The 15,079-nt window shown below is 72.7% G+C and carries 13 protein-coding genes; 2 read left to right on the top strand and 11 right to left on the bottom strand.

Annotated elements, in window-relative coordinates; all coding sequences use genetic code 11:
* Positions 1-162: 162 nt before the first annotated feature.
* From OHS71_RS24565 to OHS71_RS24550, 4 genes are all read right to left on the bottom strand, one after another.
* Positions 163-1,323 (bottom strand): dipeptidase, encoded by a 1,161-nt coding sequence (locus OHS71_RS24565; protein WP_328481505.1) that lies wholly within the window; start codon positions 1,321-1,323, stop codon positions 163-165.
* 207 nt (positions 1,324-1,530) lie between these two features.
* The gene (locus OHS71_RS24560) at positions 1,531-2,709 is read right to left on the bottom strand and encodes a dipeptidase (RefSeq protein WP_328481504.1); all 1,179 of its coding nucleotides are present in this window, start codon (positions 2,707-2,709) and stop codon (positions 1,531-1,533) included.
* Between the two features lie 5 nt (positions 2,710-2,714).
* Positions 2,715-3,212, bottom strand: a complete 498-nt coding sequence (gene purE / locus OHS71_RS24555; protein ID WP_328484627.1) for a 5-(carboxyamino)imidazole ribonucleotide mutase — start codon at positions 3,210-3,212, stop codon at positions 2,715-2,717.
* Positions 3,213-3,232: 20 nt separating this feature from the next.
* Positions 3,233-4,384, bottom strand: a complete 1,152-nt coding sequence (locus OHS71_RS24550; protein WP_328481503.1) for a 5-(carboxyamino)imidazole ribonucleotide synthase — start codon at positions 4,382-4,384, stop codon at positions 3,233-3,235.
* Between the two features lie 198 nt (positions 4,385-4,582).
* On the opposite strand from OHS71_RS24550, the gene OHS71_RS24545 reads away from it, so the two are divergent.
* The gene (locus tag OHS71_RS24545; protein WP_328481502.1) at positions 4,583-5,128 is read left to right on the top strand and encodes a GtrA family protein; all 546 of its coding nucleotides are present in this window, start codon (positions 4,583-4,585) and stop codon (positions 5,126-5,128) included.
* Positions 5,129-5,210: 82 nt separating this feature from the next.
* Here the strand turns inward: OHS71_RS24545 and OHS71_RS24540 are convergent, their stop codons facing one another.
* Positions 5,211-6,485, bottom strand: a complete 1,275-nt coding sequence (locus OHS71_RS24540) for an ATP-binding protein (RefSeq protein ID WP_328481501.1) — start codon at positions 6,483-6,485, stop codon at positions 5,211-5,213.
* A gap of 231 nt (positions 6,486-6,716) precedes the next feature.
* Positions 6,717-7,394, bottom strand: coding sequence for a response regulator transcription factor (locus OHS71_RS24535; RefSeq protein WP_020128522.1), 678 nt, complete (start codon positions 7,392-7,394; stop codon positions 6,717-6,719).
* Positions 7,395-7,919: 525 nt separating this feature from the next.
* Here OHS71_RS24535 and OHS71_RS24530 point away from each other — a divergent pair.
* A complete protein-coding gene (locus OHS71_RS24530) occupies positions 7,920-9,416 on the top strand; it encodes an oligopeptide:H+ symporter (protein ID WP_328481500.1) in 1,497 nt (498 codons plus the stop codon).
* Between the two features lie 90 nt (positions 9,417-9,506).
* Here OHS71_RS24530 and OHS71_RS24525 read toward each other — a convergent pair whose 3' ends face one another.
* The 5 genes from OHS71_RS24525 to OHS71_RS24505 all read right to left on the bottom strand — a co-directional run bounded on the left by OHS71_RS24525 (position 9,507) and on the right by OHS71_RS24505 (position 14,977).
* A complete protein-coding gene (locus OHS71_RS24525) occupies positions 9,507-10,766 on the bottom strand; it encodes a hypothetical protein (RefSeq protein ID WP_328484626.1) in 1,260 nt (419 codons plus the stop codon).
* Positions 10,767-10,834: 68 nt separating this feature from the next.
* A complete protein-coding gene (locus OHS71_RS24520) occupies positions 10,835-11,944 on the bottom strand; it encodes a hypothetical protein (protein WP_443047033.1) in 1,110 nt (369 codons plus the stop codon).
* Position 11,945: 1 nt separating this feature from the next.
* A complete protein-coding gene (locus tag OHS71_RS24515; RefSeq protein ID WP_328481499.1) occupies positions 11,946-12,776 on the bottom strand; it encodes a COG1470 family protein in 831 nt (276 codons plus the stop codon).
* A gap of 32 nt (positions 12,777-12,808) precedes the next feature.
* Positions 12,809-13,528, bottom strand: coding sequence for an LPXTG cell wall anchor domain-containing protein (locus tag OHS71_RS24510; protein WP_328481498.1), 720 nt, complete (start codon positions 13,526-13,528; stop codon positions 12,809-12,811).
* Positions 13,529-14,428: 900 nt separating this feature from the next.
* Complete coding sequence (locus tag OHS71_RS24505) at positions 14,429-14,977, bottom strand: ATP-binding protein (RefSeq protein ID WP_328481497.1); 549 nt, start codon at positions 14,975-14,977, stop codon at positions 14,429-14,431.
* Positions 14,978-15,079: the final 102 nt, after the last annotated feature.

Here is a 15,079-nt window from a genome sequence, read left to right as displayed (position 1 = left end):
CTGGCACGCACTCCCCCGGCGGGGGGACCCCAGCCGCGTCGTCGTCGGTTGCCGACGCTCAGCGTCGACGCCCTCCTCCGCCTTGCAGCCGCACGCACCCGGCCCTCTCGGGGCCGCTACGGGGCGCCGCGGCTCCGAGCGACCTGATCCGAGAGAGAGGCCCTAGCCGTCCAGCTCCGTGATCCGCGCCGTCGACGGCTTTCTGCGCTCCTGTGCCGCGCGGGCCGTGAAGTCGGCGGTGCGCAGGACGCGCTGCATGTTGCCCCAGGTCAGCAGGGCGATATCGGTCTCCGGCCAGCCTCGGTCGAGGAGCTCGGCGATCAGATGCGGGTAGCCGGAGGCGTCGGTGAGGCCCTCGGGGTGGGCGGCTCCGGAGTCGTGGGCGCCGGACAGGCCGACGCAGTCGGGGCCGGCGATCGCGCGGACGTGGTCGAGGTGGTCGGCGACGTCCCGGACGCCCGGGCCGGTCTGCTCGGCGGTCAGCGGCACCAGACACAGCCCCTTGGCAGCGCCCAGCTCGGCGAGCAGGTCGTCGGAGAGGTTGTCGGGACGGGGACACAGCGCGCGGGCCGCGGAGCGGGTGCACAGGACCGGCGTCTTGGACAGGGCGAGGACGCGGGCGACGGTGGTGTCGGAGGCACCGGAGAGGTCGGCGAGCACGCCGAGCCGGTTCATCTCCCGGACGACCTCCTCGCCGAACCGGGTCAGCCCCGCGTCGCCTGCCCATGAGGTGCCGGCGAGGGTGAGGACGCGCACCCCGAGCAGGTGCAGCATGCGCAGGACGGCCAGGGAGTCGTCGAGCGCGGTGGCGGTGGCCGGGCCCAGGACCACGGCGACGCGGCCGCAGTGGCGGGCGTCGATGACCTGGCCGGCGCTGCGGGCGAGGCGCAGTCCCTCGGGATGGGCGTCGATCACCGACCGGACGAGATCCAGCTGTTCCAGGGTGGCCCCGGCGGCCCGGTCCGCGGCGATGCCCTCGGGCAGGTGCAGTGACCACAGCAGCGCGCCGACATGCCCCTCGCGCAGCCGTGGCACGTCCGTGGCTACGGCGCTCTCGCCGAGCTGGAGGTCGTACCAGGGCAGGTGGCGCAGGGCCCAGGGCAGTCCGCTGTAGCCGTCGGCGACGGGGTGCGCGGCGAGGAGTGCGCGGGCCCGCTCCAGCGGCGTGCCCGCGGTTTCCCGGGCGTCCCGCGCTCCCTGCCCGTCCCGGGCGGTCTCCCCGGCCGTGAGCGGCGGGTGCGGGGTGGAGGCTTCCGCCTGCGCCTCGTCGTCGAGCTCACCGACCTCGGGGAGGGTGCGCGGCTCGTCATGGAGGTCGGCCATGGCGGTCTCCGTACGTCGGTCGGCAGTACGGTCACCGTCGCACGGCGGGCGGCACGCTTCCTGGTGGGCGGCGCGTTCGAGGGACGGCCGCGTCGGTCAGGCGCGCTGCGCGGTCCTGGGTCCGCCGTCCCGACAACCCTGCCGGGGCGGCCGGGACGGGCCGGGGCAGCCGGCCCCGGTGACCGTCCCGCCCCGGCCGACGGCCCGTCAGCAGTCCAGCGACTCGATGGTCGCGTGGGAGGGCGACCGGGTCGCCCGGAGGTCGCGGGCCACGTCCTCCGCCGCGCCGAGGACGCGTACCGCGTTGCGCCAGGTCAGCTTGGCGAGGTCCGGCCCGGACCAGCCGCGGTCGAGCAGCTCCGCGATCAGCCGGGGGTAGCCGGAGACGTCGTCGAGGCCGTCGGGGGTGAACGCGGTGCCGTCGTAGTCGCCGCCGATGCCGAGGTGGTCGATACCGGCGACCTCGCGCATGTGGTCGAGGTGGTCGGCGACCGTGGCGACGGTGGCGACCGGACGGGGGTTCGTCTCCTCGAAGGCCCGGTGCACCTTCATCGCCTCGGGCGTCGTGGCGAGGTGGTGGAAGCCGTGGGCCCGCATGTTGTCGTCGGCGGCGGCCGTCCAGTCGACCGCGGCCTGGAGGACGAACTTCGGCACGAAGGTCACCATCGCCATGCCGCCGTTGGCGGGGAGGCGTTCCAGGACGTCGTCCGGGATGTTGCGGGGGTGGTCGCACACCGCTCGCGCGGAGGAGTGGGAGAAGATCACCGGTGCGGCCGTCGCGTCGAGCGCGTCCCGCATCGTCGTCGCCGCCACGTGCGAGAGGTCCACGAGCATGCCCTCACGGTTCATCTCGCGCACGACCTCGCGGCCGAAGGAGGACAGACCGCCGGCCCTCGGTACGTCGGTCGCGGAGTCCGCCCAGTCCACGTTGTCGTTGTGGGTGAGCGTCATGTAGCGCACGCCGAGCGCGTACAGCCCGCGCAGGGTGCCCAGCGAGTTGGCGATGGAGTGGCCGCCCTCCGCCCCCATGAGGGAGGCGATACGGCCCTCCGCGCGCGCCGCCTCCATGTCCGCGGCGGTCAGCGCGGCGCGCAGGTCCCGCGGGTGGCGGGCGATGAGCCGGCGCACGCAGTCGATCTGCTCCAGCGTCGCCGGGACCGCGTCGGGCAGGTCCGCGCGCACGTACACCGACCAGTACTGCGCGCCGACCCCGCCCGCGCGCAGCCGGGGGATGTCGGTGTGCAGGTGGGCGTGCTGGTCGGTGGCGATGTCCCGGGCGTCGAGGTCGTAGCGGACCTGCTCACGCAGGGCCCAGGGCAGGTCGTTGTGGCCGTCGGCGACGGGGAACTCGCGCAGGAGCTCGCGGGCCGCGTCCAGTGAGGTCATCTGCTTCACTTTCCGAAACCGAAGCCGTTCGAACCCTCGACCTTGGCGCGCAGACGCTTGCCCTTCTCGGTGGCTTGGTCGTTCAGCTCCTGCTGGAAGTCCCGCATACGGGCGAGCAGCTCCTCGTCGTGCGCGGCGAGGATGCGGGCGGCCAGGAGACCGGCGTTGCGGGCGCCGCCGACCGAGACCGTGGCGACCGGGACACCGGCCGGCATCTGCACGATCGACAGCAGGCTGTCCATGCCGTCCAGGTACTTCAGGGGCACGGGTACCCCGATCACGGGCAACGGGGTCACGGAGGCGAGCATGCCGGGGAGGTGGGCCGCGCCGCCTGCACCCGCGATGATCACCTTGAGCCCGCGCTCGGCGGCCTGCTCGCCGTACGCGACCATCTCGCGCGGCATGCGGTGCGCGGAGACCACGTCGACCTCGTACGCGATCTCGAACTCGTCGAGGGCCTGCGCGGCGGCCTCCATGACGGGCCAGTCGCTGTCCGAACCCATGACGATGCCTACAACTGGGCTCATTCGGTGATCGTGCCTCTCAGGTAACCGGCTGCGTGACGTGCGCGTTCGAGGACGTCGTCCAGGTCGTCGCCGTAGGTGTTGACGTGGCCGACCTTGCGGCCGGGCTTCACGTCCTTGCCGTACATGTGGATCTTCAGCTGGGGGTCGCGGGCCATGCAGTGCAGGTACGCGGAGTACATGTCCGGGTAGTCGCCGCCGAGGACGTTGACCATGACCGTCCACGGGGCGCGCGGGCGCGGGTCGCCGAGGGGGAGGTCGAGCACGGCGCGGACGTGGTTGGCGAACTGCGAGGTGATCGCGCCGTCCATCGACCAGTGGCCCGAGTTGTGCGGCCGCATCGCCAGTTCGTTGACGAGGACGCCGGAGGACCCGTCGGGGTTGCGGACCTCGAACAGCTCGACCGCGAGGTGACCCACGACGGCCAGTTCCTTGGCGATCCGCAGGGCCATCTGCTCGGCCCGCAGGGCGAGCGCCCCGTCCAGGCCGGGCGCCGGGGCGATCACCGTGTCGCAGACGCCGCCGACCTGCTGCGACTCGACCACCGGGTAGGCGACCGCCTGTCCGTGCGGCGAACGCACGACGTTCGCGGCGAGCTCGCGGACGTAGTCGACCTTCTCCTCCGCCAGGACGGGCACGCCGGCGCGGAACGGATCCGCCGCCTCCTCGACCGAGTCGACGACCCACACCCCCTTGCCGTCGTAGCCGCCGCGGACGGTCTTGAGGACCACCGGGAAACCGTCGCCCTCGGCGGCGAACGCTGCGACGTCCGCCGGGTCGGTCACGATCCGGTGCCGGGGGCAGGGAACGCCGATGGCGTCGAGGCGCGCGCGCATCACCCCCTTGTCCTGGGCGTGCACCAGCGCGTCGGGGCCCGGGCGGACGGGGATGCCGTCCGCCTCCAGTGCCCTGAGGTGCTCGGTGGGGACGTGTTCGTGATCGAAGGTGATCACATCGCACCCGCGTGCGAACTCACGGAGCGTGTCGAGATCGCGATAGTCGCCGATGACGACATCGCTCACGACCTGCGCCGCGGAATCCTGTGGGGTGTCACTGAGGAGCTTGAATCTGATGCCGAGCGGGATGCCCGCCTCGTGTGTCATACGAGCGAGCTGGCCGCCGCCGACCATGCCGACTACCGGGAACGTCACGACCCCAGGGTATCGGCCACGCCACCCCGGCCGGATCCCGCGCCTCTTACCGGGACCTTTCCCGTCTCATACCCACCCTTTCCCCGCTTCTTCCCCGCTGGTCACCGACCCGTGAGCCGGACCACAGGAAACCGGCAGGAGTGGTGGTTAGCATGGCTGGGTTGACGAAACCGATCCCGGACGGGGGCCTGTACGACCATGGCACATGGTTCCTCGGGGCTGAGGAGGGTCGTCCGCGAGCTCGCCAAGTTCGGAGCCGTGGGCGGCGCGGGGCTGCTGGTCAACCTCGGCGTCTTCAACCTGGTGCGGCATCTCACCGACCTCCAGGTGGTCCGGGCCAGCGTCATAGCCACCGTCGTGTCGATCGTCTTCAACTACGTCGGGTTCCGCTACTTCACCTACCGTGACCGCGACAAGAGCGGGCGTACGAAGGAACTGACGCTGTTCCTGCTGTTCAGCGCGGTGGGCCTGGTGATCGAGAACGGGTTGCTGTTCGCGGCGACGTACGGCTTCGGCTGGGACAGCCCGCTCCAGAGCAACGTGTCCAAGTTCGTCGGCATCGGGATCGCCACCCTGTTCCGGTTCTGGTCGTACCGCAGCTGGGTGTTCCGGGCGCTGCCGGGCCAGGAGGCCCCGGCCGGCGCCGAGCCGTACCTCACCGTCACCGAGCACTCCCGCAAGCCCGAGCCGAAGGCCGAGCAGTCCCGCAAGCCCGAGCCGAAGGCCGAACAGCGCGTGGGCTGAGCCGCAGCCGGGCGGCGCGTGCGCCGGGCCGCGGGCGGACCGGCTGACGGGCGGGCCCGGCGGACCGAGCGGACCGCGGGCCCTATCTGACCGTCGACCCGCCGTCCTGCGGGGTCCGCTTCTGCGGGGCCGTGCGCGACAGGAACAGGCCGAAGACCGGGGGCTGGGCCTGAAGCATCTCCAGACGGCCGCCGTCGGCCTCCGCCAGGTCACGGGCGACGGCCAGGCCGATTCCGGTGGAGTTGCGGCCGCTGATGGCCCGCTCGAAGATGCGGGCGCCCAGATCGGCCGGCACGCCGGGGCCCTCGTCGGTGACCTCCACGACGGACTGGTTGCCGGTGACGCGGGTGCGCAGCGCCACCGTGCCGCCGCCGTGCATCAGGGAGTTCTCGATCAGCGCGGCCAGGACCTGGGCGACCGCGCCGGGGGTGCCCACCGCCCGCAGATTGCGCTTGCCCGAGCTGACGATGGCCCGGCCCACACCCCGGTAGGCGGGGCGCCACTCGGCGAGCTGCTGCTGGATGACCTCGTCGAGGTCGAAGGTGACCGCCGAGCCCGTGCGCGGGTCCCGGGCGTTGGTCAGGAGGCGTTCGACGACGTCCGTCAGGCGCTCCACCTGCGTCAGGGCGATCGTCGCCTCCTCCTTCACGGTGTCCGGGTCGTCGGTGAGGGTGATCTCCTCCAGGCGCATGGAGAGGGCGGTCAGGGGCGTGCGCAGCTGGTGGGAGGCGTCCGCCGCCAGCCGTCGTTCGGCGGTCAGCATGCGGGCGATGCGCTCGGCGGAGGCGTCGAGGACGTCGGCGACCCGGTCGAGCTCGGGGACGGCGTACCGCTTGTGCCGGGGCCGCGGGTCGCCCGAGCCGAGCCGCTCGGCCGTCTCCGCGAGGTCGGTGAGGGGGGAGGCGAGCCGGTTGGCCTGGCGGATGGCCAGCAGCACCGCCGCGATCACCGCGAGCAGCGCCACCAGGGCGATGATGAGCAGGGTGCGGCCGACCTCGCGGGTCACCGTGGAGCGCGGCTCCTGGACCAGGACGGTCTCCCCCTCCTCGCCCTGGGCCGTGGCCCTGATGACATCGCCCCCGGGCTTGTCACCGACCTGGATGACCGGCCGTCCGGGGATGCGGATCTCGGCGTAGCGGTCCTGGGTGACCTGGTCGCGCAGTATGTCGGGGGTGACGTTCTCCGAGCCCACCAGCCGGCTGTCGACGATGCTGGCCAGCCGTAGCGCTTCGGAATCCACCCGCTCCTGGGCGCTGTTGCTGATCGTGCGGGTCTCGACGATGACGAGGGACACCCCGAAAACGGCGATGACGACGAGCACGACGGCGAGGGTGGACTGGATGAGACGGCGACGCACGAGGCCCTCCGGGCGATGACTTCACAAGACCGGTCGGTGCGCCCCGTCGGAACGCGGTGCCTCTACGAGACCGGTCGGGGCGACCCCCTGGGGGGCGCGGGGGACTGCACGGCACCGGCCGGACCCCGCCCCCGCAGGCGCGGGGAACTGCGCGACCGGCGCCCACTCACCCGCGCCCGACAACACGGGGGCGAGGCGCGGCTCAGACACCGGCCGGGCCCCCGGCAGCGCTCAGCTTTTCTCGAAGCGGAACCCGACGCCCCGCACCGTGGCGATGTAGCGGGGATTGGCCGCGTCGTCGCCGAGCTTCTTGCGCAGCCAGGAGATGTGCATGTCGAGCGTCTTGGTGGACGACCACCAGGTGGTGTCCCAGACCTCGCGCATCAGCTGGTCGCGGGTGACGACCCGGCCCGCGTCCCGGACGAGGACCCGCAGCAGGTCGAACTCCTTGGCGGTGAGCTGGAGTTCCTCCTCGCCCATCCAGGCGCGGTGCGACTCGACGTCGATACGGACGCCGTGGGTGGCGGGCGGCTGCTGGGGCTCGGACGCGCCGCGCCGCAGCAGGGCCCGGACCCGGGCCAGCAGCTCGGCCAGCCGGAAGGGCTTGGTGACGTAGTCGTCGGCGCCCGCGTCCAGACCGACGACGGTGTCCACCTCGTCGGCGCGCGCGGTCAGGATGAGGATCGGGATGGCGTGGCCCTCCGAGCGCAGCCGCCGGGCCACTTCGAGGCCGTCCATACCGGGCAGCCCGAGGTCGAGCACGACCAGGTCGACGCCGCCCTGCATTCCGGCGTCGAGCGCGGTGGGGCCGTCCTCACGCACCTCGACCTCGTAACCTTCCCGGCGCAGTGCGCGGGCCAGCGGCTCCGAGATGGACGCGTCGTCCTCGGCGAGCAGTACACGGGTCATGAGCAGATGGTAGTCCGCACCGGGCGACGGCCGAAGTGTGATCGCCCGGCTGATTCTTACTCACGGACATGCCGGACAGGCGGCGTGTCGGACGTCGGCCCTCCCGCCGTCGATCTTGGTACGGACCTACGGTCGAGGGATGGCATCCTGGCGTAGACCTTCAAAACCCCGATCGCGGTTCCTTGATCACCTGTGATCCGTGTCTCAAGTCCTTCCATATCCGGCGTTGTGCTGCCGTATGGTGAAAGAACGCCTGTAGCACGCAACGACCTTCGGCGGTCGGCTTGACAGCCGAAGGTCACTTTTGTGTGCGGGCCGGTTCCCGCCGGCCCCGAAAGGAATGACCTGTGGCCGGGCCCCCGAAGCGAGGGGGCGTGGATCCCGGTGGTCGCCGTCCGCCGCTCCGAGACCCGGAGCGGACTCCCCGGGGCGTAGGGGTGGACGAAGCGGTCCGCCGGTGCCGGCCGCCCCCCACCGGGCGCGCGGCACCCCCGTGCGGCGCGTCCCGACCAGCAAGGAACGACCATGGCGTCCAGCCTGACGAAGGACTCGGTGACTCCGGGCACCCCCGGTTCCGAGAAGACCTTCTTCGGCCACCCCCGCGGACTGGCCACTCTCTTCATGACCGAGATGTGGGAGCGTTTCTCCTACTACGGCATGAGGGCTCTGCTCCCGCTGTACCTCGTCGCCCCGGGCGGCCTGCACCTCAGCGCGGCGACCGCGACCGCGATCTACTCCGTGTACGTGTCGCTGGTGTACCTGCTCGCGATGCCGGGCGGCTGGTTCGGCGACCGGGTCTGGGGTCCGCGCAAGACCGTCGCCGTCGCGGGCGGGGTCATCATGCTCGGCCACCTCACGCTGGCGCTGCCCTCGTCCGGCACCTTCTACGCCGGCCTCGGTCTCGTCGCGATCGGCTCGGGTCTGCTGAAGGCCAACATCTCGACGATGGTCGGCCACCTCTACGAGGGCCGCGACGACGCGCGCCGCGACGGTGGCTTCACCGTGTTCTACATGGGCATCAACCTCGGCGCCTTCGCCGCGCCGCTGGTCATCGGCACCATCGGCGAGAACGTCAGCTGGCACCTGGGCTTCGCCCTGGCCGCCCTCGGCATGGCACTGGGTCTGGCCCAGTTCCTGCTCGGCAGCCGCCACCTGGCCGACCGCTCCAGCGTCGTCCCGACGCCGCTGTCCGCCGAGGAGAAGTCCTCGACGCTGCGCAAGGCCGCGATCTGGGCGGGCATCGCCCTCGTCTTCTACGCGATCGTCGGGTTCTCCGGGCACTACACGCTGAACTGGCTCCTGGTCCCGCTGACGCTCCTCGGTGTGATCATCCCGGTCATGGTGCTGACCCGCATCAAGCGCGACCGCGACCTGGACCGCACCGAGCAGTCGTCGATGTCCGCGTACATCTGGTTCTTCGTCGCCGCGGCCGTCTTCTGGATGATCTACGACCAGGGCGGCTCGACCCTGTCGATCTTCGCCGACTCGTCGGCCGAGAACACCGTCCTCGGCTGGGAGTTCCCGGTCTCCTGGTACCAGTCCGTCAACCCGGTCCTGATCATGGCCCTGGCCCCGGTCTTCGCCTGGATCTGGCTCGCGCTGAACCGGCGCGGCAAGGAGCCCAGCACGATCGTGAAGTTCGCCTCGGGTCTGCTCCTGGTCGGCGCGTCCTTCTTCCTCTTCCTGGCCCCCCTGTCGATCGCCGAGGGCGGTCACAAGGCGGCCGCGCTGTGGCTCGTGGCGATCTACTTCGTGCAGACCGTGGGTGAGCTGCTGCTCTCGCCGGTCGGCCTGTCCGTCACGACGAAGATGGCTCCCGCGAAGTACGCCTCGCAGATGATGGGCGTCTGGTTCCTGGCCGTCACCGCCGGTGACGCCACGACCGGTCTGCTGTCCATCGCGGGCGTCGACCTCAACAAGACGGGCGTCGTCGCCCTGGAGGCCACGCTCGCCGTGGCCGCCGGTGTCGCGGTGTGGATGTACCGCAAGAAGGTCAAGGTCCTCATGGGCGCCGTTCGCTGACGTCGGCTCCGGTACGGCCGGGAGGGCCGCCGCACCCCCTGTGGGTACGGCGGCCCTCCCGCGTTCCGGCCGAGCCCCTCAGGCCCGGACTCAGCGCACCCTCCTGCCCGGCATGAACGTGAAGACCGCGCCGCCCAGCAGGATCGCCGTGCCCGCGACCAGGCCGAGGGCCTTCAGAGCGCCGTGGTCGCCTGAGCCGGTCTCGGCGAGGCCGCCACCGGTCGAGGAGGTCCCGCCCGAAGACGCGGAGCCGCTGCCGCCGGACGCGCCGCTCGCCTGTTCCGCGGTGTCCAGGGTGAGCGAGACGGCGGTGCTGTCCGGGGTGCAGGTGGTGGTCGTGCCCATCGCCTCGATGACGAGGACACCCGGCGAGAGCGTGGACTCACCGGTGGCGCCGGGCTTGTAGACGCCCTTGAGGTCCGGGATCTCGATCGGGGCGTTCTGCGGGATCGGCGCGGAGTTCAGCGGACCCTCCACCTTCACCGAGCCCTTGTCCGCGCCGCCCAGCACGATCTGCATGGTCGGCTTCACCTTGCCGGCCGGGATGGCGATCGGACTGTCCATCACCGACTTCTTGAACTGCACGGTGAGGTCGTAACTCCCGCCGTCCTTGCTGGCGTTGATCTGGATCGGCGAGGTCGCCTTCTTCTCCCCGATGGGCGAGGCGCAGGTGTACGGGATGTCGACGACCTTGCCCGTGAAATCGGTCTGGCCGCCGGTCGCGGACGCCGACGGGGAGGTGCCGGGTGTGCCGGACGTGCTCGGCGAGGGTGACTGGCTCTGCGAGGGACCGGGGGACGTGGACGTGCTCGACGAGGGCGAACCCGAGCCCGTGCCCGAACTCCCCTCCCCCGCCGTCACGGTGATGGTCGCGGCCGGCTGGACGGCCTCCGTCGGCGCGCACTTGGTGTCCGTGGACAGCGCGTTGACGACGTAGGCGTCCGGCGTCAGCGTCACCTGTCCGGCCGCGGTCAGCTTCAGCGTGCCCTTCATGTCGGACAGCGTCATCGCGCCGCCCTTGGGGATCGCCGGGTTCTCCCGGGGGCCCTGCATCGCGATGTCGGAGGTCTGCGCGCCGGCCGCCTTGAGGGTTCCGGAGGGCTGGACCGAGTTCGCGGGCAGGTCGATGATGTCGGGGTTCTTCGAGGCGGCCTGGGTGAACTTCCACACGATGTCGACGGTGTCGCCGACCTTCGCGGTGGCCGGCGCCGTGATGTCGACCTTGGTGGTGCCGTTGACGTCGGGCAGGCCGATGCCCGAGGGCGGCACGCACTTGGTGGCATAGGACACCTCGGCGGCCTGCGCCTGCCCGGCGGTCACGCCGAGCAGGACGGCCGCCCCGGTGAACATGACGGCGGCGGCCGCCGCTGCCGCTCTCTTCCGTGCGGGCGCACGGTCGGGTGATACGGCTCTCTCACTCACGTGGATCCCTTCCTGCCAGGAGTCGTGGGAGTCGTGGGACTCGCCGGACGGTCTTCGTGCGGTGCGGAGAGCCGGCCCGCCGGGCCGCCCGGACCGGTGTCCGGGGTGAACCACGGCAGGGTCGCGTTCGAGGTGGGGGGCGCGGACCTCGCGGGCGGGGCAGCCGCCCCGCGCCTGCGTCCGCGTGCGGGGGCGCGTGCCGCGGCGCGTGCGGGCCGTCGGGCTGCATGGCGCGGCCGGACCCGGTCCACCACCGCCATGCCGACGCGGAAGACCGCCGCCGGCACCACCAGGCAGAGCAGGATCCAGAACAGGGTCACGCCCCAGGGGCGGCCCACGCCCCACGGCTGCTCGGCGAGGACCTTCCCGCCGTACTTCAGGGAGACGGTGTAGTCGCCGTGGGCGCCGGCGGCGAGCTCGACGGGCAGTTCGACGCGGGCCTTCTCGCCGGGGCCGAGCGTGCCGCGCCACTGCCGTTCGTCCCACTGCGGGGCGAACACCCCGTGGGCGGTGCCGACCTGGAAGACGGGGTTCTTGACGGCCGCGGTGCCCACGTTGCCGACGGTGAAGGTCAGCGTGCGGGAGGGCGGCGCCCCGAACCAGGTCAGCAGACCTCCGGAGCCGTCGAGCCGGGTGTCGCTGAGCACGGACAGGCGTCCGCCGGTGGTCTGCGCGGGAAGCGGTCGCACCGGGTGCCCGGCGACCTGGAACACCGCGTCGGCCTGTGCCTTGGCCCCGGTGGCGGTGGCCACGTGCACCACACACGGGCACGGCACCGGCGGCTCGGTCACCGGCAGTGCCCGGCTGAAGCGGCCTTCGGCGTCGGTGGTGACGGCGCGTCCGTCGGCGTTGGCACAGGAGTTGGTGCCGCCGACCACGCCCCGGGCCGGTGTCGCCTGCCCGCAGACCAGCAGCATCACCAGCGTGCGCGGCCGCCAGCCGCTGCCGCTCACGGTGATCGAACCACCCGTCCCCGCCTGCGACTCGGAGAGGGTGACGGCCGGTTCGCCCGCCGCGTCGGCCGCGCCCGCAGGCGTCGGCAGGAAGGGGAGCAGTGTCAGCAGCAGGACCGGCACCAGCACCGTGATCCGCGGTATCGCTCTCACGTCAGCGCTCCTCTCGTCCGGCCCGGACCGCGGCCGCCCGGCGTCCGCGTCGCCGTACGGCCATCGCGGCGGCCCCCGCCACCGACAGCGCGCCGGCCGCCGCGCCCGCCGCCGCCTCCCGCGGCACGAAGCGCGCCGACGCCCGCCCGGTGGCCCGCGCCGCCCCCGGCGCGGTCACCGTCAGGCGGACGGTGACCGCGTCCAGGGCCGGGCGGTCGGGCCACGGTTCGTCGAGGCGGAGGCGGCGGCCCGGTGGCAGGCTGACGGGCAGGGTGCGCGGGGCCCGGTCCAGGACGGCGCCGAGGACGCCGTCCGCGTGCACGGCGAGCCTCGGGACGAGGGCGGTGGTGCCCCGGTTGACCAGTTCGTACGTGATGCGGTCGCCGTGCACGGCCACGTGCTCGACGGTCAGCGCGGCAAGCCGGGGGCCGGCGACCCGGATCAGCAGCCGGACGGCGGACCTCCTGCCGGCGGCGTCCCGTACGACGAGTTCGCCGACGCGGTCGCCGGGCGCCGCGTCCGCCGGGACCGTCACGGTGAAGGGCACCTCGGCGCGGGTGCGGGCGGGGATGCCGAGCGTTCCTTCGGCGAACGCGACCCGCAGGCCGTCACCGCCGGCGCGCAGCCGTACGGTGAGCGGCCGCGTGCCCCGGTTGGTCACGGAGACCGTGTCCCGGAGCACCTCCCCGGGAGCGCCCTCCGCGTAGAAGGAGGGCCGGCCGCCGCCGGAGGGCGCGACCGACCAGCCGCCGCCGGTGGCCGGGCCGGCCGCGAGCAGCAGCGGGAGCGACAGGGTCGTCAGCAACAGGACACGGGCGGCGGCGTACGGCATCGGCGGCTCCAGCACTCGTACGAGGGGGACGGTCAGCGGCGGGCGCGTGCCGTCTGGTTCCGCCGGGTCAGCCACAGGGCGCCCGCGGCGCCCGCGAGCAGCACCGTGCCGCCGAAGGTGCCGAGCGCCACCGCGGAGTCCTCGGGGCCGGTCTGCGGCAGGTCGCCGCCGGAGGCGCCGCCGCTGGTCGAGCCGCCGGACCCGCCGCCGCTCGTGCCGCTCCCGCCGCCGCTTCCGCCGCCGGCCGCGCTCACGTCGAGCGTCAGGGAGGGCCCGGGCTTGTTGCTCGGTGTGCAGGTGGTGGTCGTGCCCATCGCCTTGATGGTGAGCACACCGGCCGTGAAGGTGACCTTGCCGGTCTTCTTCGGGGTGTACGTGCCACTCAGGTCGTTGATCTTGATGGGGGTGTTCTCGGGTATCGCTGCCTGGTTGGCGGGTCCCGTGACCTTCAGGGTGCCGCCGTCGGCGCCGCCCAGCTTGATCGTGGCGCTCGGATTCATGGCGCCGGCGCCCAGTTCGATGGGGCTGGAGGAGACGCCTTTCTGCCAGGACATGGTGATCTTGTAGCCGCTGCCGCTCTTGACGCCCTGGATGTCGATGGGCGATACGGCCGTCTTCACGCCGATGGGCGTGTCACAGGTGTAGTTCACGTTCACGACCTGGGCCACGGCCGCGGGGGCGGCCATCCACACCGCCGAGCCGGCCAGGGCCGCGGCAGTCGCGAGCGCGGCGGTTCGCTTCCGGTTCGACACGGTCCCGTCCCCTCACTCCCACCGCCCCGCCCTTACTGACGAGGCATCAGATTGAGCCGTCAAGGTACGCCCGGGGCGATGAGGAGGGAAGAGAAGGTACGCGCCGGAGTTGTGACGATCCGGCGCACGGATCCAGGGGATCCCGAGGACGCGGAACGCGCCGTCGGCGCGGCACGCCGGGAACGTCGACCGCGCCGTCAGCGCGCCGGAATCACCGGAGAGGAGACGGCAGCCCCCAGCCCGGGGCCGACCACGAGCGGTCGTGCAGCCAGGTCCGGCGGAAGGACGACGGGCGTAACCGGTCCGGCGGAAGGACGACGGGCACACCCGGCCCGACAGGAGGACGGCAGGCACACCCGACCCGACGGAAGGACGGCAGGCGCACCCGACCCGGCAGGAGGACGACGGGCGCGCACCCGGCCCGGCGGAAGGACGACAGGCACACCCGACCCGACAGGAGGACGACAGGCACACCCGACCCGACAGGAGGACGGCAGGCGCACCCGACCCGACGGAAGGACGACGGGCGCACCCGACCCGACAGGAGGACGACGGGCGCACCCGACCCGACGGAAGGACGACGGGCGCACCCGACCCGACAGGAGGACGACAGGCGCACCCGACCCGGGCGCCGAGGTACGGGCGAGCCGGGCCCTGGCGCGGAGAACGGGCGACCGAGTGCCGGCCAGGAAGCGAGGTCCGGGCGGCCGACCGCCAAGGGGACCGAGGTCCGGGAGGTGCAGGCGACCGACCGCCAGGCAAACCCGGGACCGGGAGGTGCGGGCCACCGAACGCCGGGGAGGCCGGGAGCCGGGCTGGGGCCCGGGCGGCAGGGAGCCGTGCCGGGGAGCGAGCCGCCGGAGGGGGCCCGGGGAGGGAGGTTCCCGGGGCCCTTGATCGTCAGGCCGGGGCGCCCAGTTCCGCCCAGACCGTCTTGCCCGTGACGCCCGGGGTGCGGACGACGCCCCAGTCCAGGCAGAGGCGCTGGACGATGAACATGCCGTGGCCGCCGGGGCGGCCGGCGCGGTGCGGGGTGCGCGGGGCGGGCTGACCCGCGCCGCGGTCGGAGATCTCGACGCGGATCACCTTGTTGTCGCAGCTGAGGACCATCCGGTCCGGCCCCTCGGCGTGCAGACACGCGTTGGTGACCAGTTCGGAGACCACGAGCAGCACGTCCTCGGCGGCGGCTCGCCGGTCGGCGGTGGCGGCGGGCAGCCAGTCCCACGCGTACAGGGCCTGGCGTGCGAAGTCCCGGGCGAGCGGGACCACCCCGCCGACGTCGTCGAAGCTCAGCCGGCGTACCTGGCGGCCGCCCGGCGACCCTGATACCACGGTCGCCGCGCCCCCTTCGGACGCCTCAGCCCCCTGTGCGCCCCCCTCGGACGCTTCGGAAGCGCCGCTGGGCTCCGGGCCGCGGTCGCCCGGCGAGCAAGGCCGGGTGGTGCTCATCAGCGCTTCACCTCACCGATTCCCCGATCCACCAGATCACAATTCACAAGTCGCATCACTACAGGGTTCTGTACGTAGACGGACGGCGTTCGCGTCGGCATC

Source organism: Streptomyces sp. NBC_00377 (assembly GCF_036075115.1).
In the GTDB taxonomy this organism is placed as follows: domain Bacteria; phylum Actinomycetota; class Actinomycetes; order Streptomycetales; family Streptomycetaceae; genus Streptomyces.
This window is presented reverse-complemented; position numbering and strand designations above follow the sequence as displayed.

What these genes read in the sequence shown, in the direction of transcription:
- OHS71_RS24565 (WP_328481505.1), bottom strand. Translation starts at nt 1,323, where the DNA reads ATGGCCGACCTCCATGACGAGCCGCGCACCCTCCCCGAGGTCGGTGAG.
- OHS71_RS24545 (WP_328481502.1), top strand. Translation starts at nt 4,583, where the DNA reads ATGGCACATGGTTCCTCGGGGCTGAGGAGGGTCGTCCGCGAGCTCGCC.
- OHS71_RS24505 (WP_328481497.1), bottom strand. Translation starts at nt 14,977, where the DNA reads ATGAGCACCACCCGGCCTTGCTCGCCGGGCGACCGCGGCCCGGAGCCC.
- OHS71_RS24525 (WP_328484626.1), bottom strand. Translation starts at nt 10,766, where the DNA reads ATGTTCACCGGGGCGGCCGTCCTGCTCGGCGTGACCGCCGGGCAGGCG.
- OHS71_RS24515 (WP_328481499.1), bottom strand. Translation starts at nt 12,776, where the DNA reads ATGCCGTACGCCGCCGCCCGTGTCCTGTTGCTGACGACCCTGTCGCTC.
- OHS71_RS24535 (WP_020128522.1), bottom strand. Translation starts at nt 7,394, where the DNA reads ATGACCCGTGTACTGCTCGCCGAGGACGACGCGTCCATCTCGGAGCCG.
- OHS71_RS24530 (WP_328481500.1), top strand. Translation starts at nt 7,920, where the DNA reads ATGGCGTCCAGCCTGACGAAGGACTCGGTGACTCCGGGCACCCCCGGT.
- OHS71_RS24560 (WP_328481504.1), bottom strand. Translation starts at nt 2,709, where the DNA reads ATGACCTCACTGGACGCGGCCCGCGAGCTCCTGCGCGAGTTCCCCGTC.
- purE (WP_328484627.1), bottom strand. Translation starts at nt 3,212, where the DNA reads ATGGGTTCGGACAGCGACTGGCCCGTCATGGAGGCCGCCGCGCAGGCC.